The sequence below is a fragment of the Chelatococcus sp. KU-N122 genome (genome assembly GCF_055391085.1).
This window is the reverse complement of record NZ_AP043981.1, coordinates 1,372,539-1,398,383: the sequence shown is the minus strand read 5'-3', so window position 1 is coordinate 1,398,383 and position 25,845 is coordinate 1,372,539. Positions and strand designations below refer to the sequence as shown.

At 67.9% G+C, this 25,845-nt stretch carries 22 protein-coding genes; 10 read left to right on the top strand and 12 right to left on the bottom strand.

All coding sequences use genetic code 11. The annotated features are described in order from the left end of the window. Nucleotides 1-143 precede the first annotated feature (143 nt). The 6 genes from ACZ5PO_RS06225 to ACZ5PO_RS06200 all read right to left on the bottom strand — a co-directional run bounded on the left by ACZ5PO_RS06225 (nucleotide 144) and on the right by ACZ5PO_RS06200 (nucleotide 8,168). Nucleotides 144-3,305: an efflux RND transporter permease subunit gene (locus tag ACZ5PO_RS06225; RefSeq protein WP_464191366.1), complete on the bottom strand. Its 3,162-nt coding sequence runs from the start codon at nucleotides 3,303-3,305 to the stop codon at nucleotides 144-146. Next, the gene (locus ACZ5PO_RS06220) at nucleotides 3,302-4,726 is read right to left on the bottom strand and encodes an efflux RND transporter periplasmic adaptor subunit (RefSeq protein ID WP_464191364.1); all 1,425 of its coding nucleotides are present in this window, start codon (nucleotides 4,724-4,726) and stop codon (nucleotides 3,302-3,304) included. The genes ACZ5PO_RS06225 and ACZ5PO_RS06220 overlap by 4 nt, the downstream gene beginning before the upstream one ends. Next, nucleotides 4,723-5,127 (bottom strand): FixH family protein, encoded by a 405-nt coding sequence (locus ACZ5PO_RS06215; protein ID WP_464191362.1) that lies wholly within the window; start codon nucleotides 5,125-5,127, stop codon nucleotides 4,723-4,725. The genes ACZ5PO_RS06220 and ACZ5PO_RS06215 overlap by 4 nt, the downstream gene beginning before the upstream one ends. Before the next feature lie 144 nt (nucleotides 5,128-5,271). Then, on the bottom strand, nucleotides 5,272-5,514 hold the full coding sequence (locus ACZ5PO_RS06210; RefSeq protein ID WP_464191360.1) for a hypothetical protein: 243 nt from the start codon (nucleotides 5,512-5,514) through the stop codon (nucleotides 5,272-5,274). A 175-nt stretch (nucleotides 5,515-5,689) separates the two neighbouring features. Next, the gene (locus ACZ5PO_RS06205; RefSeq protein WP_464191358.1) at nucleotides 5,690-6,085 is read right to left on the bottom strand and encodes a VOC family protein; all 396 of its coding nucleotides are present in this window, start codon (nucleotides 6,083-6,085) and stop codon (nucleotides 5,690-5,692) included. 226 nt (nucleotides 6,086-6,311) lie between these two features. Then, the gene (locus ACZ5PO_RS06200; RefSeq protein ID WP_464191356.1) at nucleotides 6,312-8,168 is read right to left on the bottom strand and encodes a sigma-54-dependent Fis family transcriptional regulator; all 1,857 of its coding nucleotides are present in this window, start codon (nucleotides 8,166-8,168) and stop codon (nucleotides 6,312-6,314) included. A gap of 451 nt (nucleotides 8,169-8,619) precedes the next feature. Here ACZ5PO_RS06200 and ACZ5PO_RS06195 point away from each other — a divergent pair, with 451 nt between their 5' ends. Further along, entirely contained in the window at nucleotides 8,620-9,672 is a 1,053-nt protein-coding gene (locus ACZ5PO_RS06195; protein WP_464191354.1) for an NAD(P)-dependent alcohol dehydrogenase, read from the top strand. A 468-nt stretch (nucleotides 9,673-10,140) separates the two neighbouring features. Further along, nucleotides 10,141-10,536 (top strand): ribbon-helix-helix domain-containing protein, encoded by a 396-nt coding sequence (locus ACZ5PO_RS06190; RefSeq protein ID WP_464191352.1) that lies wholly within the window; start codon nucleotides 10,141-10,143, stop codon nucleotides 10,534-10,536. Between the two features lie 137 nt (nucleotides 10,537-10,673). On the opposite strand, the gene ACZ5PO_RS06185 is transcribed toward ACZ5PO_RS06190, so the two are convergent. Genes ACZ5PO_RS06185 through ACZ5PO_RS06170 form a run of 4 tightly spaced genes read right to left on the bottom strand, consistent with a single transcriptional unit; the run spans nucleotide 10,674 to nucleotide 13,008 of the window. After that, nucleotides 10,674-10,889 (bottom strand): hypothetical protein, encoded by a 216-nt coding sequence (locus tag ACZ5PO_RS06185; protein ID WP_464191350.1) that lies wholly within the window; start codon nucleotides 10,887-10,889, stop codon nucleotides 10,674-10,676. Nucleotides 10,890-10,915: 26 nt separating this feature from the next. Further along, nucleotides 10,916-12,043, bottom strand: coding sequence for a WD40 repeat domain-containing protein (locus ACZ5PO_RS06180; protein WP_464191348.1), 1,128 nt, complete (start codon nucleotides 12,041-12,043; stop codon nucleotides 10,916-10,918). Continuing rightward, nucleotides 12,040-12,375 (bottom strand): hypothetical protein, encoded by a 336-nt coding sequence (locus ACZ5PO_RS06175; RefSeq protein WP_464191346.1) that lies wholly within the window; start codon nucleotides 12,373-12,375, stop codon nucleotides 12,040-12,042. The genes ACZ5PO_RS06180 and ACZ5PO_RS06175 overlap by 4 nt, the downstream gene beginning before the upstream one ends. Before the next feature lie 33 nt (nucleotides 12,376-12,408). Further along, the gene (locus ACZ5PO_RS06170) at nucleotides 12,409-13,008 is read right to left on the bottom strand and encodes a hypothetical protein (RefSeq protein ID WP_464191344.1); all 600 of its coding nucleotides are present in this window, start codon (nucleotides 13,006-13,008) and stop codon (nucleotides 12,409-12,411) included. A gap of 589 nt (nucleotides 13,009-13,597) precedes the next feature. Here ACZ5PO_RS06170 and ACZ5PO_RS06165 point away from each other — a divergent pair. The 8 genes from ACZ5PO_RS06165 to groEL all read left to right on the top strand — a co-directional run bounded on the left by ACZ5PO_RS06165 (nucleotide 13,598) and on the right by groEL (nucleotide 23,174). Further along, complete coding sequence (locus tag ACZ5PO_RS06165) at nucleotides 13,598-15,271, top strand: aromatic/alkene/methane monooxygenase hydroxylase/oxygenase subunit alpha (protein WP_464191342.1); 1,674 nt, start codon at nucleotides 13,598-13,600, stop codon at nucleotides 15,269-15,271. Between the two features lie 192 nt (nucleotides 15,272-15,463). After that, entirely contained in the window at nucleotides 15,464-16,528 is a 1,065-nt protein-coding gene (locus tag ACZ5PO_RS06160; RefSeq protein WP_464191340.1) for a 2Fe-2S iron-sulfur cluster-binding protein, read from the top strand. A gap of 122 nt (nucleotides 16,529-16,650) precedes the next feature. Beyond that, nucleotides 16,651-17,709 carry an aromatic/alkene monooxygenase hydroxylase subunit beta gene (locus tag ACZ5PO_RS06155; RefSeq protein ID WP_464191338.1) on the top strand — a complete coding sequence of 353 codons (1,059 nt, stop codon included), beginning with the start codon at nucleotides 16,651-16,653 and terminating at the stop codon, nucleotides 17,707-17,709. 49 nt (nucleotides 17,710-17,758) lie between these two features. Continuing rightward, on the top strand, nucleotides 17,759-18,127 hold the full coding sequence (locus tag ACZ5PO_RS06150) for an MmoB/DmpM family protein (RefSeq protein WP_464191336.1): 369 nt from the start codon (nucleotides 17,759-17,761) through the stop codon (nucleotides 18,125-18,127). 127 nt (nucleotides 18,128-18,254) lie between these two features. Then, nucleotides 18,255-19,319 carry an NAD(P)-dependent alcohol dehydrogenase gene (locus ACZ5PO_RS06145; protein WP_464196702.1) on the top strand — a complete coding sequence of 355 codons (1,065 nt, stop codon included), beginning with the start codon at nucleotides 18,255-18,257 and terminating at the stop codon, nucleotides 19,317-19,319. 31 nt (nucleotides 19,320-19,350) lie between these two features. Continuing rightward, nucleotides 19,351-20,373, top strand: a complete 1,023-nt coding sequence (locus ACZ5PO_RS06140) for an amidohydrolase family protein (protein WP_464191334.1) — start codon at nucleotides 19,351-19,353, stop codon at nucleotides 20,371-20,373. 2 nt (nucleotides 20,374-20,375) lie between these two features. Beyond that, nucleotides 20,376-21,332, top strand: a complete 957-nt coding sequence (locus ACZ5PO_RS06135; protein WP_464191332.1) for an iron-sulfur cluster assembly protein — start codon at nucleotides 20,376-20,378, stop codon at nucleotides 21,330-21,332. Between the two features lie 210 nt (nucleotides 21,333-21,542). Beyond that, complete coding sequence (gene groEL / locus ACZ5PO_RS06130; RefSeq protein ID WP_464191330.1) at nucleotides 21,543-23,174, top strand: chaperonin GroEL; 1,632 nt, start codon at nucleotides 21,543-21,545, stop codon at nucleotides 23,172-23,174. A gap of 58 nt (nucleotides 23,175-23,232) precedes the next feature. Here the strand turns inward: groEL and ACZ5PO_RS06125 are convergent, their stop codons facing one another. Together ACZ5PO_RS06125 and ACZ5PO_RS06120 are read right to left on the bottom strand one after the other, a co-directional pair. Further along, nucleotides 23,233-25,302, bottom strand: coding sequence for a sigma-54-dependent Fis family transcriptional regulator (locus ACZ5PO_RS06125; RefSeq protein ID WP_464191328.1), 2,070 nt, complete (start codon nucleotides 25,300-25,302; stop codon nucleotides 23,233-23,235). Between the two features lie 50 nt (nucleotides 25,303-25,352). After that, nucleotides 25,353-25,838, bottom strand: coding sequence for a hypothetical protein (locus ACZ5PO_RS06120; protein WP_464191326.1), 486 nt, complete (start codon nucleotides 25,836-25,838; stop codon nucleotides 25,353-25,355). Nucleotides 25,839-25,845: the final 7 nt, after the last annotated feature.

The window sequence follows — 25,845 nt, the reverse complement described above, 5'->3', positions numbered from 1 at the left end:
GCCGCGTCGTCCGCCCTCGGTCGTCGGACCTGAAACGCGTTCCAATAATTCGCACGGTTGCGTGCGAGCGCAAAGCGCGTGCCGCGCGATGCCGGACGACGGGGCGTGAGCTGCGCGCGGGGCAGCGACGGGCGCGCGAGCGCTTACGGATGTGCGGCTGCGTCGCGCGCGGTCAGTTCGGCGGTCGGCTGCGCCTGCGTGAGCGCCCAGCCTTTGACGAGCGCGTAGATCGCGGGGATGACGACGAGCGTCAGCACGGTGGAGGAGATCATGCCGCCGATCATCGGCACGGCGATCCGCTGCATCACCTCCGAGCCGGCGCCGGTGCTCCACAGGATCGGCACGAGGCCGGCCACGATGGCGACCACGGTCATCATCTTCGGGCGCACGCGCTCGACGGCGCCCAGCATGATCGCCTCGTGCAGGTCGGTGCGCGTGAACGCCCGGCCTTCACCGGCGCGTCGGGCTCTGACCTCCGCCAGGGCGTGATCGAGATAGATCAGCATGACGACGCCCGTCTCGGCCGCAACGCCGGCCAGCGCGATGAAGCCGACCGCCACCGCGACCGACATGTTGAAACCGAGCCACCACATCAGCCAGACGCCGCCGACGAGGGCGAAGGGCAAGGACAGCATGACGATGAGGGTTTCGGTCAGCGCCCCGAAGTTCAGATAGAGCAGCAGGAAGATGATCAGCAGCGTCAGCGGCACGACGATCTTGAGCCGCGCCTCGGCCCGCTCCAGGTATTCGTACTGCCCGCTCCAGCCGACCGTGATGCCCGGCGGCAGCTCGACGGATGCGGCCACCGCCTTGCGGGCATCGGCGACATAGCCGCCGAGGTCACGGCCGGCGATATCGACGTAGATGTAGGTGGCGAGCTGGCCGTTCTCGGTGCGGATCGAGGTCGCGCCGCGGGCGAGCTGAACCTTGGCCACCTCGCCGAGCGGGATCGCGCCGCCGCCCGGGAGCGGGATCTCCACGTCCGCGGCGATGGCTTGTGGGCTCGATCGGAGGTCGCGCGGATAGCGGATGGTGACGCCGTAGCGCTCGCGCCCCTCGACGGTCGTCGTCACCGTCTTGCCGCCCAGCGCCGTGGCGATGACGTCCTGCACGTCGCCGATGGCCAGGCCGTAGCGGCCGAGCGCCGCGCGGTCCGGCGCGATGTCGAGGTAGTAGCCGCCGATGACCCGCTCGGCATAGGCGCTCGACGTGCCCGGCACGGTCCGCAGCACGGCCTCGATCCGGCGTGCGATCGCCTGCATCTCGGCCAGATCGCTGCCGAACACCTTGACGCCGACGGGCGTGCGGATGCCCGTCGAGAGCATGTCGATGCGGGCGCGGATCGGCATGGTCCAGGCATTGGAGACGCCGGGGAACTGGAGCGCCCGGTCCATCTCGGCCTTCAGCCCGTCGAGCGTCAGGCCCGGCCGCCACTGGTCCTTCGGCTTCAGGTTGATGACCGTCTCGAACATCTCCGTCGGAGCAGGATCGGTGGCTGTCGCCGCCCGTCCCGCCTTGCCGTAGACCGACTCCACTTCGGGGAAGGACTTGATGATCCGGTCCTGCATTTGCAAAAGCTCGGCCGCCTTGGTGATGGAGATCCCGGGCAGGGTGGTCGGCATATAGAGCAGCGTGCCCTCGTTCAGCTCCGGCATGAACTCGGAGCCGAGCTGGCGTGCCGGCCAGATGCTGAGCGCGAGCACCGCGAGAGCGAGCAGGATGGCGAACGTCTTGGCCTTCAGCACGCCGCGGATGATCGGCCGATAGGCCCAGATCAGCAGCCGGTTGACTGGATTTTTCCGCTCCGGAACGATGCGCCCGCGGACGAAGACGACCATCAGCATCGGCACCAGCGTCACCGACAGCAGCGCCGCCGCCGCCATCGCGAAGGTCTTGGTGAAGGCGAGCGGACCGAACAGGCGCCCCTCCTGCGACTCCAGCGTGAAGATCGGCAGGAACGAGACGGTGATGATGAGCAGGCTGAAGAACAGGGCCGGGCCGACTTCGCCCGCCGCATCGATCAGGATCTGAACGCGCGGCTTGTCCGGTGGAGCGCGCTCCAGATGCTTGTGGGCATTCTCCACCATGACGATGGCGGCATCGATCATGGCGCCGACCGCAATGGCGATGCCACCCAGGCTCATGATGTTGGAGCCGAGCCCGACGAGCCGCATGCCGATGAAGGCGATCAGGATGCCGACGGGCAGCATCAGGATGGCGACGAGCGCGCTGCGCAGATGGAGCAGAAAGACGACGCAGACGACCGCGACGATGATGCTCTCTTCGGTCAGCGTCCGCCTCAACGTCTGGACCGCGGCCTGGATGAGATGCGAGCGGTCGTAGACCGGCACGATCTCAGCCGTTCCCGGCAGGCTGCCGGCGATATCGGCGAGGCGCTGCTTGACGTTGTCGATCACCGTGAGCGCGTTGGCGCCGAAGCGCTGCAGCACGATCCCGCTCGCGACCTCGCCCTCGCCGTTGAGCTCGGTGATGCCGCGCCGCTCGTCCGGGCCGATCTCGACACGCGCCACGTTCCCGAGGCGAAGCGGCACGCCCTGGTCGCTCTTCAGCACGATGGCCTCGAGATCGGCGGCCGACTTGATGTAGCCGCGCCCGCGCACCATGAACTCGAACTCCGAGAGCTCGACCGTACGGCCGCCCACGTCCCGGTTGCTGTTGCGGACGGCATCGCGCACGGCGGCCAGCGAGACGCCTTGCGCGCGCAGCCGCAGCGGATCGACGACGATGTTGTATTGCTTGACGAAGCCGCCGACGCTGGCGACCTCCGCCACCCCCTCGGCCTTCGATGCGGCGAAGCGGATCATCCAGTCCTGCAGCGAGCGCAGCTCGGCCAGGGTCATGTTGCTGGCAACGAGCGCGTACTGGTAGACCCAGCCCACGCCAGTGGCGTCGGGACCGAGACCCGGCGTGACGCCGGCCGGGAGGCGTCGGGCGGCCGCGTTGAGGTATTCGAGCACGCGGCTGCGCGCCCAATAGGGATCGGTGCCGTCGTCGAAGATCACGTAGACGAAGGACACGCCGAAGAACGAGAAGCCGCGCACCACCTTGGATTTCGGGACGGTCAGCATCGCCGTCGTCAGCGGATAGGTGACCTGGTCCTCGACCACCTGCGGCGCCTGCCCGGGAACGTCGGTGTAGACGATGACCTGGACGTCCGAGAGGTCGGGGATCGCGTCGAGAGGCAGCGTCCTGAGGGCATAAATGCCCGCCACCACCGCGAAGGCGGTGCCGGCGAAGATGAGGACCGCGCTGCGCGCGGACCAGGCGATGAGCCGGGCGATCATGGCGCCGCCTCCGCAGCGGCCAGGCCGCTCAGCGCCGCCTTCAGGTTGCTCTCCGCATCGATCAGGAAGTTGGCGGCGGCGACGACGCGGTCGCCGGCTGCGATCCCGCCGCGGACCTCGGTGAAGCCGCCGCCCTGGGCGCCGATCCTGACCTCGCGCGGCTCGAAGCGGCCTTCGCCCCTGTCGAGGATGACCACCTGGCGCGTGCCCGTGTCGATCACGGCGGCGTCCGGCACGGCAACGACCGGGGCACCCTTGCTGGCCGCGATCTCCACGTCGGCGTACATGTCCGGCCGCAGCAGCCCGTCGCGGTTGGCCAGGGCGATACGGACCCTGGTCGTGCGGGTCTCCTTGTTGACCTGGGGATAGATGGTCGCGACGCGGCCCTGAAACGCCTGCCCGGGCAGGCTGCGCACCCGGACCGTTGCGGGCTGGCCGGGCGCGACGGCGGCGAGCGCGTATTCGGGCACGTCGGCCAGCACCCAGACGGTCGACAGGTCGGCGATGCGGAACAGGACGTCGCCGGCCGCCATCTTCATGCCTTCCGTCGCGTTGCGCATCAGGACGACGCCATCGCGCGGCGCCGGCCAGACGAAGGCCAGCGGCACCTGGCGCGCGCGGACGATCTCCGCCGTCACCTCCGGCGGGACGTTGAGGTTCTCGAGACGCCGATGGGTGCCCTCATACCCGGGGTTGATCATGAGCTGGGCCGCGGCAGCGGCGATCTCCGGCGAGCGGATCTGCAGGAGCGGCTGGCCCTTGCGCACCCGGTCGCCGGTGGTGACGTTCTCGACCTTGCCGACGAAGGCATCGGTCGGGACGGCGACGACGGAGACGAGGCGCTCGTCGGGCTGCACCGTGCCCGGGGCCCGCACGGTTCGGACGATCACGCGATCCGCGGCCGTCTCGGTGCGGACACCGGTTCGCTGCAGCTTGCCGGGGGCGACCTTGACGATGGATCCGTCCTCGTCCTCGCCGGCATGGACTGGGATGTAGTCCATCCCCATCGAATCCTTCTTGGGCACCGGCGAGGTGTCGGGCAGCCCCATCGGATTGCGGTAGTAGAGGATCTTCCTGCCGTTGCCGGCCGCCGGCGTGGCGGCTTCGGCGGCGGGCCCCGGCGCCTCGTCGAAGCTCACGTCCTCGCTCGCCCGGACAGCGAGAAAGGCGCGGCCGTCGGGCGTCGTGCGCGGCTCCGCCGCATAGATCGGGCGGCCGTCCGGATCGCGGTAGTAGATCACCGGTCCGGACGCCGCCGCGCCGGCCGGCGTCGGGGCGGGCGTGGCGCGATCGCCCCACGGGATCGCCGGCATCGAGGGGAGGGCGGGCAGCACGATGCCGCGCTGGCCCACCCAGTAGCCGCCTGTGCCCGCCGCCAGAACGGCGGCGAGGGTCAGGCCGGCGCGGCCGGGCCGGTTCACGGCACGGCCTTGAAGACGAGCTTGTTCTCGATCGAGCCGGTCTCGCCCTGGACCTTGGCGCCCAGCGAGAGCTGCCAGCCGCCGGCCATGCTGAGATTGGCCTTGAACTGGTAGACGCCGGGCTCGGCGGCGGGGACCGGCGTCAGCTTCGTCGCCATCTCCTGCATGCCGTCCGGCGCCATGTCGAGCCGGCTCGCGAAGATGACGGCATCGGGCACGGGCTTGCCGGTCACCTTGTTGATCAGGCGCACGGCGATGGCGGCTTCGCCCTTCTTGATCTCGCCTTTGACGAGCCGGAACTCATAGTCCTGGGTCGCGGCCCAGGCGCGCGAGCCCCCGCCGGCGCAGGCAAGGCCGATCAGCGCCGCGGCGGCGGCGCGCTTCATGTGCAACAGGTTCATTGTCCGAGATTCCCAAATTCATGTGTCCGGCCGCGCGGAAACGCGGGCCGGCAACCGGCTGCGCTGCGCAACCGGGCCGAGCGAACGCACCGCGTGGCCTTTGGCCATGCGGCGCGCGCAGCTCACAGGGAGCCGCAGATGAATTCAGGTTCGCGGAGGCTTGGGAGGAGGCGGGTCCGGAAAGAGCTCCTGCCAGATGTCGTCTGGCGGCGTCTTCACCTCGACCAAGGCGATACGGGCGAGGACGCCGGCGGAAGCAGGCGCAACCCCCGGACAGCATTTGGCCAGGCACAGGACGGCCAGCGGACAGTCCTTCGAACAATCCGGCACGGCGGGCTTCTCGTCCGGGCAGCACGGCATGGCCGCCATCTCGGACGTGGTCGCCATGGACATGTCATCCGCCGCGGCCGCGCGCGACGGCGTGGCCATCGGTGCGGTCAGCAGGCCCGCGATCGCGAGGATCGCGAGCAGGCGAGGGATGAAGGACGACAGCTGCACATGGACACGATGCCATGAGGCCGCGCACAAGAGAAGGCCGCGCGGGCGGCGGGCTGGCCGTGCGTCAGCGGTAGCGGCCGTGTCGTTGCAGCACCTCGATCTGGTAGCCGTCGGGATCGGCGACGAAGAAGAAGCGGGCGAGGAGGGCGCCGTCGCGGTTGAACTCCACGATCTGCCGCGGCTGGTAGCCGGCCTCCGTGAACCGCCGGTGCTCCGCATCGAGGTCGTCGACGCAGACGGCGAGATGGCCATAGCCGTTGCCGAGGTCATAGGGCTCGGTCCGGCCCTTGTTGACGGTCAGCTCCAGCTCGAAATCGGCCTCGGCGTTGCGCAGATAAAGCAGCGTGAACGTGTCGAATTCGAGCCTGTCCTTGACCTTGAGGCCGAAGGCCCCCTCGTAGAACGCGACCGACCGCGGCTCGTCGAGGACGCGGATCATGCTGTGGATCGCTTTGGCCATCTTGGTCTCGCTGGTGTTTGTCCGAAGGGGATCATGCCGCGGCTGCGGCGCGCCTGGGTGGTAGGCGGCTAGGTGCAGCGTTGCTAGCGCATTTCGTCATTGGATGGGATCATCCAATGACGGAGACATGCTCATAACCTTTTGAATCTGGACCGCTTTTCTTGCGATTGGGTGAACCCCCCAACCGCGAAGCGCCCCAGTCCGCAGGCGCCAGCCTGGCGCCCGCTCATTGCAGATGCTTGTAGACGGTGGTCCTGGACAGGCCGAGGCGGCGGGCGGCGATCGACACGTTGTGTCCCGAGGCCTGAACCATGCTTCTGATCTCCAGGCATTTGCGCATGCTGAGCGTATGGCCGCGACAGGCCGCACAGGCCTCCTGGCCGGCCGCGTCCGGCTCGTCCTCGAAGGAATCCTCGTCGACGTAGTCCAGGCGCCGCCGCACCAGGGCGCGCTGCAGCACCGCCTTCAGCTCGCGGATGTTGCCCGGCCAGGGGCGCCGCGCCAGCCGGGCGATGGCCGCATCGGTGATCGCCGCGCCGGGCGCGAGCGTGCGCATCAGGTGCTTGACGATGGCGGCGAAATCGGTCCGTGCCGCCAGCGGCGGCAGATGGATGGTCATGGCGTTGAGGCGGTAGAGCAGATCGGCGCGAAAGTGACGGGCCGCCACCATCTCCTTGAGATCGCGGTTGGTAGCCGAGACGATCTGCACGTCGACCTTGGCGCTCTTCTGCCCGCCGACGGCGCGGACCTCCATCGAATCGAGGAAGCGCAGCAGCACCGTCTGCGCGGCGAGCGGAATATCGGCGACCTCGTCGAGGAACAGCGTTCCTCCGTCGGCCGCCCGCGCCAGCCCCGGCGCCCCCTCGGTGCGGGCGTTGGTGAAGGCCCCGCGCTCGTGCCCAAAAATCTCCGCGACGAACAGCGCCTCGGGCACGGCGCCGCAATTGACCGCCACGAACTCGCCCCGGCGGCCGCTGACCGCATGGATGTGGCGGGCCATCAGCTCCTTGCCCGTGCCGGTCTCGCCGGTGATCTGGATCGGCATGCGCAACTCGACGGCGGCGCCGAGATCGGCCATCGCCCGCGCCAGGCCCGCATCCTCGCAGACGAAATCGCGCGGCGCCGCGACGGCCGGGGGGCGGGCGTGGCTCGCCCGGCGGCCGCCCGGCATGGTCCCGCGCTGGCCGATCTGCCGGCAGATCATGAACACCCCGCTGCCGGCCCGGTCGCGGATGGTGATCAGGCCGCCGCTCAGCAGTTCGTCCAGCGCCATGCCGAAGCCGGTCTCGAACAGCTGGCCGAAATGGCTGCCGGCGGCGGCGGGCAGGCCGGCCAGAAGCGCGGAGCCGGGCCGATTGAGCGACAGCACCTCGCCCTCGCGCGACACGGCGACCAGACCCGCCGACAGCGTGTCGAGGTACTCCGCGCGCGGATGGAAGGCGAGGATGAAGCACTCCGGGCGCTCCTGGAAGATCAGGCTGTTCTCGATCTGGGCGGCAGCCATGCGGACCAGGGCGTGGGTGTGCTGCTGGCGCGCCTCGTTGGAGCACGAGGCGTCCAGCAGGCCGAGGATGCGGCCGTGCGAATCGAGAATCGGCGCCGTCATGCAGCTCAGGTGGCCGTGGCAGGTGAAGTAATGCTCGCGCCCGTAGATGGCGACCGCCTCTCCGGCGGCCGCCGCCAGCCCCAGGGCGTTGGTGCCGTGCGCGCTCTCGCTCCAGGCGCTGCCCGGAATGATCGACCGGCCGACGGCGCTCTCGGCGAAATGATGGTCGCTGATGGTGTCGAGCACGATGCCCTGGGCGTCGCCGAGCGCGATCATGAAGTTCGAGCCGGCGATCTGCGAATGCAGCAGCTTCATCTCGGCCAGCGCCAGCCGGCGCAGCACGGCGATCTCCTCGCGCCGGCGGCCGACCTCCGGGAACGGCACCACGTCGCCGCGCGGCGTCGCGCGCGGGTCGAGGCCGAGGGCGCGGCATCGCTGCCAGCTTTCCGCCACGGTCGGCGGCAGGGCGCCGGCCGGCAGCCGCTCGCCGCGCTCCAGCGCCTGGCGGGCGCGGTCAATGCCGGACAGGTGCAGCATGGAGCCTCCATGGCTGACGTGTGACACGGGCGACGGGCGCGCACCCCTCTCCCCGCTTCAACGCAAGTCGGGTCCACCCGACTTGCGCACTCAAGGGCCTGAAGAATGCGGCGAGCCGCATTCTTCTTGGAGAGGGCAGGGTGAGGGGGCGTGCCGCGTGATTCAATTCGGTCGAGCCCCTCCTGAGGGCCCCCTCGCCCGGCTCGCGCTGCGCGCGATCCGACCTCTCCCCGCAAGCGGCGCGAGGTGCGCGGCTGCGCCGGCTCAGCCTCTCCGGTGCGCTTGTACGGAAACTGGACAGGTGTCGACCCGGCCTGTTCAGCCCCTGAACGCCGCGGCATTGCCCCGCCACGGCCAAGCCTTTGCACCTCCCCGGTTTCCGGCCCTGGCACGGCGGTTGCGCTGATGCGTCCCGAACACTGGCGCAACGCCCAGGCCGACGGAGGAAACGATGAAAGCTCAGGTCCTCACCACGTACGACGACAGCCTGACCGGCAAAGAGTGGGTCGTGCAGCAGGAATTGCCCGATCCGACCATCACCAAGTCGACGGACGTGATCGTGCGTATCGGCGGCGCCGGCGTGTGTCGGACCGATCTCCACATCATCGAAGGCGTCTGGCGGCCGTTCATGGATCCGAACGGCAACGCGCTGCTGCCGCTGGTCATGGGCCACGAGAATGCCGGCTGGGTGGAGGAGGTGGGCAAGGAGGTCGAGGGCATCAAGGTCGGCGACCCCGTCATCGTCCACCCCAAGATCTCCGGCGGCACCTGCCTCGCCTGCCGGCGCGGCTTCGACATGCACGGACCGGGTTCGTTTCCCGGTCTCGACTGCAACGGCGGCTACGCGGAGTTCCTGTGCACGGCGGAGCGCAACATCGTGCCGCTGCCTAAGACGCTGGCGCCGAAGGACGTGGCGCCCTACGCCGACGCGGGCCTCACCGCCTACCGCGCCGTCAAGAAGGCCACCCGCCACCTGCTGCCCGGCGAGAGCTGCGTCGTCATCGGCGCCGGCGGCCTCGGCCATATCGGCATCCAGTGCCTCAAGGCCATGTGCGCCGCCGACGTGATCGTCGTCGATAAGTCCGACGCGTCGCTGGAGCTCGCCGGGCGCATCGGCGCCGACAAGCTGGTGAAGGCGGACGGCAACGAGGTGGAGGCGGTGCTGGAGCTGACGGATGGGCAGGGCGCCGAGGCGGTGATCGACTTCGTCGGCGAAAAGGGCACCACAGCCAAGGGGCTCGCCATGACGCGGCCGATGGGCAGCTACTACGTCGTCGGCTACGGCGAGGACATCCGGGTGCCCACCGTCGAGATGGTCATTACCGAGAAGAACATCATCGGCAATCTGGTCGGCACCTGGGCGGAGCTGGTCGAGCTCATGGCGCTTGCCGACCGCGGCCTGGTGGAGCTGGCGACGGCGGAGTACCGCCTCGCCGATGCCAACAAGGCGTTGCACGACCTGCACACGGGCAAGATCCACGGCCGGGCCGTGCTCATCCCCTGACGGCTGCCGCCGCGCCGGGCCCGCGTTGACGGCCCGGCTGCCGGCCGGGCAGACTGCATGCGTGGCGCGGCCCGACGCTCGAGCATGATCCCAAGGCTCGGCATCCGAAGGCTTGGCATCCGAAGGCTTGGCATCCGAAGGCTTGGCATCCGAAGACTTGGCATCCGAAGACTTGGCATCCGAAGACTTGGCACCGCAAGGCTCGGCACCGCAAGGCTTGGCCGCCGGCTTTTGGAGACGATCAGGCTCAAAAGAAGGACTTGGAGCGGGATGAGGATTCGGTGAAGAATCAGTCCGCTCTGGCGCGCCTCGCGATCGGGCGGACTCGCCCGATCGCCAAAAAAGCGTGCCAGATTCAAGAGATTGTGAGCACCTAATGCCGACCGGGTCGCGCCATCTGATCGGCAAGAGCTTCAGCGTGGGCGAGCTGCATCCCGCTGCCGCCCCGCGCAACGCCAGGAGGCGGTCATGCCATCTGTCGGCAGCCACGTAAGCTCGGCCGACGCGGGGCGCTTCTGGCCGGCCCGTATCGGGCGCGACGGAGCCCGCCGCAAGATACCGGGAGGTGACATGTGCAAGCTCCTGGCCGGGCAGGACCCGGAACGCTTCAGGCAGACCAGCCGATCGCTGCGGATCTCGGGCCAGTCGACGAGCATCCGGCTGGAGGCCGCATTCTGGGACATTCTGGCCGTCATCGCCGCACGCGAGGGCATGTCCGTGTCGAGGCTCGTGGCGTCGCTCCACGACGAGGCTGTCGAATCGCATGGCGACGTGACGAACTTTGCCTCGCTGCTGCGCACCACATGCCTGATCTATCAGATCGACCAGGCTGAACGGGCGGCGCCAAGCCGCACGCCGGCCTGAGCGTAGCACCACGGGCGCGCGGCAGCAGGGCGCGATCGGCTCTTGTTCTGAAACCGCAATGAAGCAGTCCAGCTTCTCGATGCTTTCAGACGGAGAGCTTGCGGCGCAAGACGAACCTTTGCTGGATGTGAGCCGCTTCACCTGTCTGGTTCCGTGCTCCGCGACTTGCCGTTCGGGCTTCCGGTGAGCTTGCTTTCGGCGATCCAGCGGGCGGCCAGCACCAGCGCGCCCATGCTGAAATCCTTGCCGTGCTTGTCGGCCATCTCCTCCGACAGTTTCGCCAGCTGGCGAAAGAAGGCGTCCTTGCTCAATTCGTCCTTGCTCAACTCGTTCTGGGTCGGCTGCGCCTGCATGATGTCCTCCAGGTCGTTGCGGTGTCTCACCGGAACAGTTGCGGCGGGAAGGTGATGAGGCTGGCCTCGCCGCTGCGGGTGCCCGCCGCCAGATGCCGGCCGTCGGCGGACCAGGCGAGCGCCGTCACCGATCCGCCGGGCGGCTTGACGAGCAATTCGTCCTGCGCGCCGATCTGGGCGACCACGATCTCGCCGTTCGCGTAGGCTGCCGCGACGAGCGGCTTCACCGGATGTGCCGCCACCGTCTCGACGATGATGAGGCCGCTTCGCCCGGTGATCAGCGCGCCGGCGGCGCGTCCGTCGAGCGGGGGAGCGCGCATCGACCAGCCGGCGATGCGGAAGGCGCCGGACGCCATCAGCGCCTCGGCCGGCCCGCTCCACGACACGGCCTGCACGGCCGCGGGAAAATCTCCGATGACGCCGCTGCGCCGGCCGGCCATGTCGATCAGGCCGAAGCCGCCGCTGACGAGCGGGGCGGCGAGCCACGCGCCATCGGCGCTCCAGCACAAGGACGTGGGCCGGGCGCCGAGGTCGAACGTGTCGAGCAGGGCGGCGTCGGTACCGATCGTCCAGACCGTCGCTCCATCCGCGTGAGCGAGCGCCAGGTGCCGCCCGGAGGGCGAGAATGCGACCGCCGCGATCTCCACGTCGGGCGCCAGCGGCAGCGTCGCAAGCGCGCCGCTCGGGCGCGACAGCAGGACAGAGGTTCCGTCGGTGACGGCCGTCGTGCCGGTGGCCTGGGCATGGTCCAGCGCGGTGACCGCGCCCGCCGCCGCGAGCGTGGTCGGCTGGACGTCGCCGGCCGCGCTCACCTGCACCACCTCGCCGCCGGCGCCGCCGGCGACGAACGCCGATGGCCCGAGGGCGGCGACGGGCGGTGCGCGCCCGCCTAGCGCGGCGGTCACGATGAGCGGCTCGGGCGGTGCCTTGCGCGGCCGGATGACGGTCTGTCCCAGATCGCCGCTGATGCGGATCCGCGCCTCCGGCGCCTCCGCGTCGGCGGTCCGGCCGATGGCCACGGTGCCGTCGGCGTAGACGAACGCCGCGGCCGATCCGTCGGCGCTGAAGCGGATCGCCTCGACGGCGGCCGGCCGGGCCCAGTGGCGGCCGAGCAGATCGTACAGGGTCAGGCTGCGGGCATTCTGGTGGTTCACGGTGAAGCATCCTTCCTCGTTCCGTCACCGGTGGCGGCGAGCAGGCGATCGATTGTCTCCAGCTCGCTCTCGGCCGCTGCGGCGCGCGTCTCGCAGTCCGCCTGCGCCGCGCGGATCGCGTCGGCCTCGGCCTCGACCTCCCGCAGATCATCCGCCGGCGGCTCTGGCCGTCCGTCCCTGGCGGCCCCGAGCTCGAGGCGCTGCCTCTCCATGTCGGCGGCGGCGGAGCGCTGGGTGAGCTTCAGCGCTTCGGCGTTGAGGAGCGAAATGCGTGCCACGAGCGCCAGCCGCCTGTTGAGCAATTCGACCGCCGGCAACGGATGATCCTCCATGGGCTGCTCCTTCGACGACGCGCAGGCTTGCGCCTATCGATCGTCTCCCCGCGCCGGCGCCGCGGGGGCCTCCCAGCCCGAGAGCTGCCCCGGCAGGCCCGGCAGCTGCGACCTGAACTGCGTTTCGGCCATGTCGATGTGGCTCTTGAGCTGATCCCAGATATCGACGCGCAGGAGCGAGGTCTTGTCGCCCATCAGACGTTCGATCTCTTCGATGCGGAGCTGGCGCGACAAGGAGACGCCGGAAAAGACGAAGTCCCGCATCAGCAGCGCATGCCGCTCGATGAACGCGTGGAGCATCGGATATGTCTCCTGCGTCAGTCCGGCGGCCTGCATTTCCCGTTCCATAAAGACCTGGAAATGGCGCTGCAGCAGATGCCGGCTCTCCCCGAGGAAGCGCATGGTGAAGACGAGATCACGCGGCATCAGGCGAACCAGGTCGGCTGCCACATCGGTCTCCCCGCGCATCGGCAATGGCGGCACCGACCGCTCGTTCTCGTCGGACATGGGCGCTTCCGGCCGGATCGTGGCCTCTTGCAAGCTGCAATGGTCGAAAAATAGAATAGCGGGCTGAATCTGTCGACAAATGTTTATGCTGCAAAAGCACATAGTAATGCTGCACTGCGAATACATTTTAATCATTACAATGTGTAAATTGACAATTGTAACGTTACGTTACATCGGCCATGGCGCCGCCGCGTTTGCTTCTCCGCAGATGGCCACATGGACCGGAATCCATCGATGATCGGCGGGAGACGGTTGTTGGCACACCCCTTGCGATGGCGTTTGCTACGAGCGCGTTTTGCTTGAGCGCGTCTTGAGCGCATTGCCTTTCACATAAGAAGCCCATCGCGCTTCGGCGCGATGCCGCAAGAACGAAGGAGCGGAGGAGAACACCCCGGAGCCCATGCGGCACCTTCGACACCAGAGCGTTTCGCGGTCGGGCGCCATAGCCCGGCCGGGCAGAACCGCTCCGGTTTGAAGAGCCGCGAGCATGTCCATGCCATCGACGATCACAGCCGGTGGCGGCATGCTCAGGTGTCGAATACCGTAAAGCTCTGGACCGTACTCTTCGAAATACCTTTGCCGCGATCCATTTGATCGGCCGGCCCGCGAGCCCGCATGGCCAGCGGCAGACCGTGCCGTTCGACCCGCAACTGACGGCGGTGTGCGCCGCTCCCCGCCCGGGTCATGGGACCCGCGGCAAATCCGGTGGAGGCTTATGGCTATGACGTCATTGACACTCAACAAGATCACCTCGCAGCGCGGCATTTCCGTGGGCGAAGCGACCAAGAAGATCTCCGACCTCGGCTGGAATCCGAGCTATGTCCAGGAGGCGATGACCTTCCCGACCGACTACAAGATCACCAAGGCGCCGCGCGATCCGATGAAGCAGGTGCTGCGCTCCTACTTCCCGATGCAGGAGGAGAAGGACAATCGCGTCTACGGCGCGCTCGACGCCGCGCTGCGCGGCGACATGTTCCGCAACGTCGAGCCGCGCTGGGTCGAGTGGATGAAGCTCTTCCTCGCCATCATCCCGTTCCCGGAAATCTCCGCGGCGCGGTCGATGGCGATGGTCGCCCGCCTCGCCCCCGGCGAGGACCTGCGCACCGGCTTCACCATGCAGATGGTCGACGAGTTCCGCCATTCCACCATCCAGATGAATCTGAAGAAGTGGTACATGGAGAACTACATCGATCCCGCCGGCTTCGATATTACCGAAGAGGCCTTCGGCAAGTGCTATGCGACGACGATCGGCCGCCAGTTCGGTGAAGGCTTCATCACCGGCGACACCATGACCGCCGCCTGCATGTACCTGACCGTCGTGGCCGAGACGGCGTTCACCAACACGCTGTTCGTGGCCATGCCGTCGGAAGCCGCCCGCAACGGCGACTATGCGCTGCCCACAGTGTTCCTGTCGGTGCAGTCGGACGAGAGCCGTCACATCGGCAACGGCCACTCGCTGCTGATGGCCGCGCTCAAGGAGCCGGAGAACCACGTGCTGCTGGAGCGCGACCTGCGCTATGCCTTCTGGCAGAACCACGCCATCGTCGATGCGGCGATCGGCACCTTCATCGAGTACGGCACCACCAACCGCGACAAGAACAAGGAATCCTACGCGGAGATGTGGCACCGCTGGATCTTCGAGGATTACTACCGCACCTACATGCTCCCGTTGGAGAAGTACGGCGTCAAGATCCACCACGACGACGTGCAGACGGCGTGGAAGCGGCTCACCGAGAAGTTCTACGTGCACACGGTGGCGCAGTTCTTCGCCGTCGGCTGGCCGGTCAACTTCTGGCGGATCGAGGCCCAGCGCGATAAGGACTTCGAGTGGTTCGAGCAGAAGTATCCGGGCTGGTACGCCAAGTTCGGAGAGTTCTGGAAGTGGTACGACAAGCTGAGCAAGCCCGGCGAGACGGTCATTACCTTCAACTCGGACGTCGGCTACGTCTATCCGCACCGCTGCTGGAGCTGCCTGGTGCCGTGCCTCATCCGCGAGGACATGGTCACGGGTGAGATCGACGGCAAGCTCTACACCTTCGCCCATGAGCTCGACCGCTGGACGGTGCAGCAGGCGTTCGCCGACGAGTACGAGGGGCGCCCGACCCCGGCGATGGGCCGTTTCAGCGGCAAGCGCGAGTGGGAGACGCTCTACCACGGCTGGGATCTCGCCGACGCCATCAAGGACCTGAACTTCGTCCGCTCCGACGGCAAGACGCTGATCCCGCAGCCGCACCTGCGCTTCGACAACAAGGAGATGTGGACGCTGGACGACGTGCGCGGCCATACGCTGCTCTCGCCGCTGACGCTGCTGCGCGAGATGAGCCCGGCAGACCGGGAGAAGCACCTGGCCGAGTATCGCGCCGGCTTCACCATCAACCCCTGCCACTGACAGGCGTTGCGGGCGGAGGCCTCCGGGCCTCCGCCATTGCACCTGGCGTCATGGCCGGGCTTGACCCGGCCATCCATCCACTCAGGACGCGCCGTTTGGGTCAGCCCTGTCGGGCTGGAGTTTCTTCAAGTCGATGGATGGCCGGGTCAAGCCCGGCCATGACGCAGGGTACGATCTGGGAGACGAAACCACATGAGCGACGTGCACAAGGTGCGTCTGGAGCCGGTCGGCGTGGAGTTCGAGGTCGAGCACGGCGAGACCGTGCTGAACGCGGCCTTCCGCCAGGGCATCGCGCTGCCGCATGGCTGCAAGGAAGGGCAATGCTCGGCCTGCAAGTGCGTGCTGCTCGACGGCGAGGTCGACATGCTGCGCTATTCGACCTTCGCGCTCAACGACATGGAGAAGGACAGCGGCCACATCCTGCTGTGTCGCACCCTGGCCTACTCCGATATGGAGGTCGAGCTCCTCAACTACGACGAGGAGGTGCTGTCGAAATCGATCGCGGTGAAGACCTACCAGGGTCGCATCAGTCATATCGAGCGTCTGACGCACGACATCCGCGGCATCGAGATCGACCTGACCTCGCCGATCAAGTTCTGGGCCGGCCAATATGTCGACATCACGGTCACCACGGAAAAAGGGGAGACGATTACGCGCTCGTTCTCCATGGCAAATACGCCGGACCAAACCCAGAAACTCTCCTTCATCATCAAGAAGTATCCCGAAGGAAAGTTCTCCGGCGAGCTCGACGCCGGCGGCATCCGGGTCGGAGCCGACGTCACCGTCGTCGGACCCTACGGAACCTGCTTCCGCCGGGAGGAGCGCGAGGGACCCCTGGTCCTCGTAGGCGCCGGCTCCGGCCTGTCGCCGATCTGGTCGATCCTCAACGATCACCTGATGAGCGGCGAGCAGCGGCCGGTCTACTTCTTCTACGGCGCGCGCACGCGCGACGACCTGTTCCACCTCGACCGCATCGCCAGCCTGGTCGAGCGCCATCCCGAGGTGAGTTTCATCCCGGTGCTGTCGCACGCTAACGGTGACGCCTCGTGGGAGGGCGAGCGCGGCTTCGTCCACGAACTGGTCGACGTCAGGCTCAAGCAGATGGCGGTCGACGGCCAGGGCGACGTCTATGCCTGCGGCCCGCCGCCGATGATCGACGCGCTCCAGCCGGTCCTGTTCATGAACGGCTTCGAAAGCGAGCGGGTCTTCTTCGACAAGTTCACCACCTCGTCCGGCGGCGGATCGCCGGGCCACTGAAGATCGCCAAAGCGCTCCAGGTTCAAGGAGCTGGAGCAAGTCGATCCGGGCAGACGACGTCGTCTGATCCGGACATGCTTCGGCGGGGACGCCAAACAACTGCAACGAAGGGAGTGACAACAATGCCAGCAACGTCGAGTTCAGTCGGGTCGGGCGCCGCGGGCGCCGCCGTCTTCGCCGATTCCGACAGCCGCCGGTACCGCTACTTCGACCCGCGTGGCCAGCGCGCCACGCATTACGAGGACGTCACCGTCGACGTCCAGCCCGATCCCGAGCGCTACCTGATCCAGGACTGGATCATCTCCTTCGCCAACGGCAAGGGCGCCTACGTCAAGGACGCCACGGCGGCGCAGAGCTCGAACTGGCACGCCTTCCGCGCCCCCGACCAGGAGTGGGAGCGCACGCACTATCAGCGCCAGTCGAAGATCGAGACGATGGTGCAGAGCGTCATCGCCAACGGCCGCAGGTCCGGCGCGCCCAAGGGCTTCGACAAGGTCTGGACGAAGATCCTGCAGACGCATCTCGGCGCCTGGAAGCACGCCGAGTTCGGGCTGGGCACGTCGCTGATGCAGGCGCAGCGCTACGGCTATACGCAGATGATCAACAACGCCACGTTGACCAACTCGTCCTACAAGCTGCGGCTGGCGCAGGACATCACGCTCTACCTGGCCGAGATCGGCCTCGACATTCCCGGCTGGAACGACGAGCTCGGCAAGAAGGCCTGGCTCGAGGACGCGACCTGGCAGGGCACGCGCGAGGCGGTGGAGACCATCATGGGCACCGCCGACTATCTCGAGCAGTACTTCGCCGTCAACATCGTCTTCGAGCCGCTCGTCGGCGAGCTCTTCCGCTCGGGCTTCCTGATGCAGGTCGCGGCCGCCAACCACGACTTCATCACGCCGGCGGTGATCTCGGCGGCGGAAGCCGACTACGAGCGCAACTTGGCGAATACCATCGACCTCATGTACCTCCTGGTGAACGACAAGACCTACGCAGCGGCGAACCAGCAACTCTTCCAGTCCTGGCTGACCAAGCATCGCGCGCTGGCGGACAAGGCGGCGCTGGGGCTGCGGCCGATCTGGTCGGCGCCGCATTCCAAGCCGATCTCGTTCGACGACGTGCGGGCCCAGTCCCAGGAGCGCATCGGCCAGATCCTCGGCGAGCTTGGCCTCAAGAGCTGATCTCGAAAGCTGAGCCCAAAGCTGAATCTAAGAGCAGGAGACGAGAACCATGTCAGTAGCAGCGCGCGACGCCACGCAGGCCAATATCTTCAAGTCGATGAAGGATATCACCTTCGAGCAGACGATATCGCACCAGTGCGGCGTCACCATGAACGATTCCGTCGAGGCGCGGGCCATCGCCGAGTTCATGGGCAAGAAGCCCGACGTCGTCGTCACCTATCAGCCGGCGCTGATCCGCATCGACGGCCAGGGCAAGCTGGTGTTCAAGATGGACGAGATCAGCGAGTACCTGGGCCGTGAGATGACCGCGTCCATATTCGAGGTCAATACGTCGACGCACTACGGGCGAATGGTGCGCGTCGACGACAATACCGTCATCCTGTTCGGAAATATGGAAGACGTCTTCGAATACATCTGAGTGAACGGAGCGGGGTCGGCTCCGTCCGGGCCCCGCTTCCATGCCGAGGACAGGGAAACGGGCAATGAGCACCACAGTATTGGCCGGCAAAGCGGCCGGTCGCAAGACAGCCGGCAAGACTGCCAAGATGAAGGCGGCCATCTTCGCCGAGAAAGGCCGCATCGTTCTCGACGACAAGCCGATCCCGGATATCGGGGCTCAGGACGCCCTCGTCCGCGTGACCACCACGACGATCTGCGGCACCGACGTGCATATCCTGAAGGGCGAGTACCCGGTGGCGAAGGGCCTGACGATCGGCCACGAGCCCGTCGGCATCATCGAGAAGCTCGGGTCCGGCGTGACGGGCTTCACCGAGGGACAGCGGGTGATCGCCGGCGCGATCACGCCGTCGGGCTGGTCGAACGCCTGCCTGTGCGGCTTCTGCAGCCAGGATGGCGCCGGCACCAGGCACGGCTGGCAGGCGATCGGCGGCTGGAAGTTCGGCAATACAATCGACGGCTGCCAGGCCGAGTACGTCCGCGTGCCCGACGCGATGGCGAACCTGGCGCCTGTCGACGATCATCTGAGCGACGAGCAGGTGCTGATGTGCCCGGACATCATGTCGACCGGTTTCGCCGGCGCCGAGAATGGCGGGATCAAGATCGGCGACACCGTCGCGGTCTTCGCCCAGGGGCCGATCGGCCTGTGCGCGACCGCGGGGGCGAAGCTGCTGGGGGCGACGCGGATCATCGCGGTCGACACCGTGGCGGCGCGTCTGGCGATGGCGCGCAAGATGGGGGCCGACGACGTGATCGACTTCAAGGCCGTCAACCCGGTCGACGCGATCATGGCGTTGACCGACGGCCGCGGCGTCGACGTGGCGATCGAGGCGCTCGGCATCCAATCGACCTTCGAGGCCGCGCTGCGCGTGCTGCGCCCCGGCGGCACGCTGTCGAGCCTCGGGGTCTATTCGGGCGACCTGACGATCCCGCTCGACGCCTTCTCTGCCGGCCTCGGCGAGAAATCCATCAAGACGGCGCTCTGCCCCGGCGGCAAGGAGCGGATGCGCCGGATGATCTCGGTGATCGCCTCGGGGCGGGTGGATCTCAAGGGCCTCGTCACCCACCGCTACAGCCTCGATCGCATCGAGGACGCCTACGACCTCTTCGCCAACCAGCGGGACGGCGTCCTCAAGGTCGCGATTTCGGTCTGACTTCAACTGGCTCACGATAAGGGGACATGACATGTTCATCACGCCACAAGGGAAGGAAATCTTCGTCGTCGACGGCCACACCCATTTCTGGGACGGCAGCCCGGAGAACCAGCGCAACATTCACGGCAAGCAGTTCATCGAGTGCTTCTATGCCTACCACACGGCGCTGAGCCCGCCCGATCAGCTCTGGCCCAAGGAGAAGTTCGAGAAGTATACCGAGGACGATCTTTATCGCGACCTGTTCATCGACGGTCCCGACGACATCGCCATCGTGCAGTCGACGTACCTCAAGGATTTCTACAAGAACGGCTTCAACACCATCGAGCGCAACCACGAAGTGGCCAAGCGCTATCCGGAGCGCTTCATCGTCAACGGCTCGTTCGATCCGCGCGACGGCGAGAAGGCGCTCGAATACATCCACTTCATGAAGGAGACCTATGACATCAAGGGCGTGAAGATGTACACGGCCGAGTGGAACGGGGCCTCCAAGGGATGGAAGCTCAACGACCCCGAAGCCTACAGATGCTTCGAGCTCTGCGAGAAGCTTGGCATCAAGAACATCCACGTCCACAAAGGCCCGACGATCATCCCGCTGAGCAAGGACGCCTTCGACGTCCATGACGTGGACTATGCGGCGACCGACTTCCAGAACCTCAACTGGATCATCGAGCACTGCGGGCTGCCGCGCCTCGACGACTTCTGCTGGATCGCGGTGCAGGAGACCAACGTCTACGGCGGCCTCGCGGTGGCGCTGCCCTTCATCCACTCGCGCCCGCGCTATTTCGCCGAGATGATCGCCGAGCTTTTGTTCTGGGTCGGGCCGGACAAGATCCTGTTCGGGTCGGACTACGGCATCTGGACGCCGCACTGGCTGGTCGAGCGCTTGTGGAACTTCGAGCTGCCGGACGACGTCAAGAAGGAGCGCGGCGTCGACCTCACCCCCGAGGTCAAGGAGAAGATCCTCGGCCTCAATGCCGCGCGCCTCTACGACATCGACATCGCCGCCAAGAAGGCGGCCTTCGCCAAGGCGCCGCTCAGGCTCGCGGCGGAGTGACGATGATGGCGCAGGGGGCCAGCCTGGCCGACGGCCGGCGGAGCGAGCTCTGGCGGCGCCTCGGCGCCGTCAACGATCCCGAGCTCGACGAGTCCGTCGTGGAGATGGGCTTCGTCGAGCGCGCGGAGGTGCGGCAGGACGGCAGCGTCGAGGTGGACTTCCGGCTGCCGACCTACTGGTGCTCGCCGAACTTCGCCTTCCTGATGCTCGACGGGCTCAGGCAGGCGCTCGAGGCGCTGTCGTGGTCGCCGACCTACCAGGTCCGCCTGCACGACCACATGTTCGCCGACGAGGTCAATCGCGGTGTCGCCGTGGGCAAATCGTTCGGCCAGATCTTCGACGAGCTGGCCGGCGATCAGGACCTCGAGGGCGTGCGTGAGACGTTCGCCAGGAAGGCGTTCCTGCGCCGCCAGGAGGCCATGCTGCTGGCGCTGCGGCAGGCCGGCCTGACCGACGGCGAGATCCTCGCCATGGACCTCGCCGCCTACGATGCCGCCGGGCTCGGGGACGAGGCGGCGAAGGCGCGCTACCGCGAGGCGCTGCTGCGGCGCTGGCCCGGGCGGGCGGTGACGGAGCCCGTCTTCGTCGCCTGGGATGGAACGCCGATCGCTGCCGACGCGCTCGGCACCTATCTCGCCGTGCTGCGCAGCGTCCGCATCAACATGGAGTTCAACGGCGCCCTCTGCCGGGGGCTGAAGAGCACGCGCTACAAGGCGCTGGAGGTGACGGACGGCACGCCGACACTGGTCGACTTCGTCCTCGACCGTGCTGGACGGGCGCCAAGCGAGGCCCCGCGCGCCCCCTCGCCGCATGCGGCTATCGAATGCACACATCGTGAGGAGGCAGGTTCTGCAGGTGTCGAGGCAACACCCCCACCAGTCCCTTCCGCTTCGCACGGGACAGCCTCCCCACAAGGGGGAGGCCGTTCGTCAAGCCGCCTCGCCTACTCTCCACGCTAACAAGCAAGCGCTCCTCCCTCCCCCTTGTGGGGAGGGGTAGGGGTGGGGGTGAACCGCGACGCTTTCAGAACGAGAGCTTAGACCGAGTCCTCAGATGTGCGCATTCGATAGCAGCAGGCGGGGCGAGGTCAGCGGCGGCGCCGTTGCAACGAGACCTGAACGAACGACACCACGGGAAACGCAGCGCCGCCGCGGGCGGAAGGAGCAGTCATGCCCAAACACCTGATCCACAATGCGGACGCCCGGCGTGCCCTGGCCCGGGGGGTGCTCCAGCTGGCGGCGGCGGTGGAGCCGACGCTCGGGCCGAAAGGCATGAACGCCATGATCGACCGGCCGATCGGCACACCGATCGTCACCCGTGACGGCGTCAGCATCGCGCTGGAGATCGAGCTGCGCGACCGCTTCGAGAACATGGGCGCGCAGGTGGTGCGCGAGGTGTCCATGCAGACCAACGAGGTGGTCGGCGACGGCACCACCACGGCGATCGTGCTCGCCAATGCCCTCGTCCAGGATGGGGTGAAGGCGAACGAGCGCGGGGCCAAGTCGGTCGACCTGTGCCGGGGCATCGACCTGGCGGTGGCGAAGGTGGTGGAGGCGCTGAAGGCCTCGGCGAAGCCGGCCAGGTCGAGCCGCCAGCTGGCGGCCGTCGCCACCATCGCTGCGACCGATCCGCAACTGGGTGCGCTCGTGGCCGAAGCCTACGAGCGGGTGGGCCCCGAGGGCGTCATCACCACCGCCTTCAGCGTCACCACCGAGACCATGCTCGAGGTCGTCGAGGGCATGTCGTTCGAGCGCGGCTATCTCTCCCACCACATGGTCACCGATGCGGAGAAGATGGAGGTGGTGCTCGACCGGCCCCTCATCCTCATGACCGACCTGAAGATCCGGGAGCCGCACGTCCTGGACCGCGCCCGCGCCATTGCCGAGAACGCCGGCCGGCCGCTGCTGATCATCGCCGAGGAGATGGCGCCGGAGGTGGTGGTGACGCTGCTCGGCAAGCAGGGGCCCGGCCGGTACCTGGTGGTGCATCCGCCGGAGTACGGCCACTGGCGCAAGGCCATGATGGAGGACCTGGCGATCCTGACGGGCGGCCGCGTCATCGCGCGCGACCTGGGTGGGCGATTGGAGGATATCTCGCCTGAGGATCTCGGCACTGCCGAGCGCGTCCGGACCAGCGCGTCCCATACCGCCGTCATCCGCGGCGGCGGCGATGCGGCGCTCATCGCCGCGCGGCGCGCCCAGGTACAGCGTCAGTACGAGGTGGCACCGCCCAACGTCGAGCAGGACAAGCTGCGCGAGCGGCTGGCGAAGCTCTCGGGCGGTACGGCCGTGCTGTACGCGGGCGGCGTGACGCCGGTGGAGCAGAAGCGCACGATCCAGCTGATCGAGGATGCGCTCGCGGCAGTGCGGGCGGCCTCGGAGGAGGGCGTGGTGGCCGGCGGCGGAGCGGCGCTCGCCCAGATCGCCTCGGTCCTCGATGGACTCCTCGCCGAGACGACGGGCGACGTCGCCGAAGGCGTGCGGCTGGTGAAGGCGGCGCTGGCGCGGCCGCTGTGGCGGATCGTGGCCAACGCCGGCGCCGATGCCGATGTCGTGGTGGCCGAGGTGGCCCGCGTCAACAGCGGCTACGGCTACAACGCGGCCGTGGGAGAATTCCAGAACATGTACGAGGCCGGGATCATCGACCCAGTGCTGGTGACCAGCACGGCGCTGAAGAATGCCGTATCGGTCGCCAAGCTCATACTCACCACGGAGACGCTGATCGGCGATGTCGCCGAGGACGAGGATCCGACCGCAGGCCCGGCGCTCGGCGGCGGGGCCGAGAAGCTCGGGCGGCCGTGAGGGCAGAAGCGGCACATCATGACCGGGCTCGACCCGGCCATGAGGGGGCGCCGGCCGTTCAGACGAAGCCGCGGCGGATGCCGAAATGGTCGAGCTTGCGGTAGAGCGTCGGCCGGGAGATGCCCAGCCGCTGCGCCGCCCGGCTCAGGTTGCCGCCCTCGGCCGCGAGCGCGTCCCTGATCACCTGGCGTTCGGCGTCCTCGATGCTGCGCGCCGGGGTCGGGAGCGGCGGGGCGGTCGGGCTTGCGGCCGCCGCGTTGCCCGCATCGACGGCCGTGATCTCGCCCGGCAGGTCGCCGAGGCCGACCCGGCTGCCGCGATTGAGCAGGTTCAGCCGCTCGACCAGGTTCCTCAGCTCGCGCACGTTGCCGGGCCAGCGATAGGCGGCGAGGGCGTCCAGCGCCTCGGGCGCGAACGCCAGCGTCGCCTGCCCCGTCCGGGCGGCGATCTTGTGATTGAAATGGTCGAGCAGCAGCAGCACGTCGCTGCCCCGTTCGCGCAGGGGCGGCACATGGATCGAGACCGCGCTGATGCGGTAGTAGAGGTCGCGCCGGAAGCGGCCGGCTTCGACTTCGCGCTTCAGGTCACGGTTGGTCGACGCGACGAGGCGCACGTCCACCGGGCGGGCACGGCCGTCGCCGATGCGGTAGACCACGCGCTCCTCCAGCACCCGCAGCAGGAAGGGCTGGATCTCCAGCGGCATCTCGCCGATCTCGTCGAGGCTGAGCACGCCGCCGTTGGCCAGCTCGAACACCCCGGGCTTGCCGTCGCGGGTGGCGCCGGTGAACGCCCCGGCCACGTGGCCGAACAGCTCGCTGCCGAAGAGCTCCTTGGTGATGGCGCCGCAGTTCACCGCGACGAACGGGCTGTTGGGCGTGCTGCGGCTGCCGAGATGGATCAGCCGGGCGAACAGCTCCTTGCCGACGCCGGTCTCGCCCTCGATCAGGACGGATGTGACCTCCTTCGTCTCGGCGACCCGGCAGGTGATGTCGACCGCGGCCAGGAGCGGCTCGCTTTCGCCGACGATGAGCGACGCGGCGGACTCGCACGGGGCCGACCTCGGCCGTCGGCCGTCGGCCGCCGATGTGCGCGCCGATGATGGGAAGACCAGGGCCGCGCCGCGCAGGCCGTCGTCGAACTGGAGCGGCGTGACCCGGCAGGATTGCAGCGCGGCCGGCAACGCCGCGGCGAAATCGGTGCTGGAGCCCAGGTTCGGCAGGCGGATGCGGATGAGCTGGCCGCGGCCCGGCGCGGCTTGCTCGACGGGCAACTGGCGCACCGCGTCCGCGGGCAGGTTGTGGCAGTAGATCGAGCGGCCGCAATGATCGACGATCACCAGCCCGTCGTGGCGATTGTAGTTGGGCGCCGAGGCGATGAAGGCCTCCAGCAGCCGCATGCGGTCCTCGTTCTGCTTGTCGGCCAGCGCCTTCTCGATCTCGCGCGCGGCGGCCGCGACGAACGCCGTGTTGTGCGGACGGAAGATGTCCGGATGGCCGGACAGGTCGACGACGCCGATGATGCGGCCGTCGAGCGGGTCGCGGATCGGCGCACCGGCGCAGGTCCACGACTTGATGCCGGCGCAAAAGTGCTCGGCCGCATGCACGAACACCGGCTCGCCCGCCCACAGGGCGGTGCCGATGCCGTTGGTGCCGACGACGTCCTCGGTCCAGCGGCCGCCGATGGTGAGGTGGATGTCGACGCCGGCGTGGATCGTCCGCCGGTCGCCGATGGCATCGATCAGCATGCCGTCGCCGTCGGCCAGCACCAGCATCGCCCCGGTGCCGTCGAGCAGCCGGCCGATGGTTGCGAACGAGCGCCGCGCCGCAGCCAGGAGCTCGATGTTCTTGCGCTCGAGGTACTCGATCTCGTCCTTGCCGTTCTCCAGCGGCGCCTTGCGCTGCTGCGCGTCGATCCCGTCGGAGGCGCAGCGGCTCCAGGAGTCATGGATGAGCGAGCGGACCGGGTAGCGGCTGCGCGCGACCTCGGCTTCGCCCGACAGCACCGCCTCCCACGCGCGCATGGTCCGGCGCTCATCATAGTCCTGAACGAGCAGCTGTCGGGCCGCCCCCGGCCGCCGGACCGGGGGAATGGTGACCTGGGTGTTGTCTGGGCCGGTATGGTGCTTCATTCAGCTATCGCATCTTCGCCCCGTGAACGCCCGCCACGCGCTTCGTGGCTTCAACCAAGGCCGAGCTTCGTGCCAATGTCGGCGGCGAGCTCATCCTCGCCGTAGCCCTGTCCGAGCGGCTTGCCGTCGAGCTCCAGCAGGGCGGCACCGATGCCGTCGTCGACCGGCGAGAAGAAGCCGTTGGCCGCCGTCGCCACGACGAAGACGTCGGTCCCGTCCCTGCGGCGCAATTCGCCGAGATGATGCAGCTGGCGGCCGCTGTTGTCGTCGACCATGACGACACGGCGGTTCAGGCTGATGCGGACCCTGGCTTCGACCTCGCCGATAGGCCGGGCGCCGCCGTAGGCGTGGATGATGCGGCCTTCCGCCTGCTGCTGCGGCGGCTTGGGCGACTTGGGCGCGCGGCTCGCCGAATAGCTGCCGCCGCTGAGGTGGTCGGCGATGCGCGTGATGGTGGCGCGGTTCTGCTCGACCAGATGCCTGACATAAGCATCCTCGCGCCGCGGACCGTCCCGCTTCGAGATGATATCGACCATTGCTCCT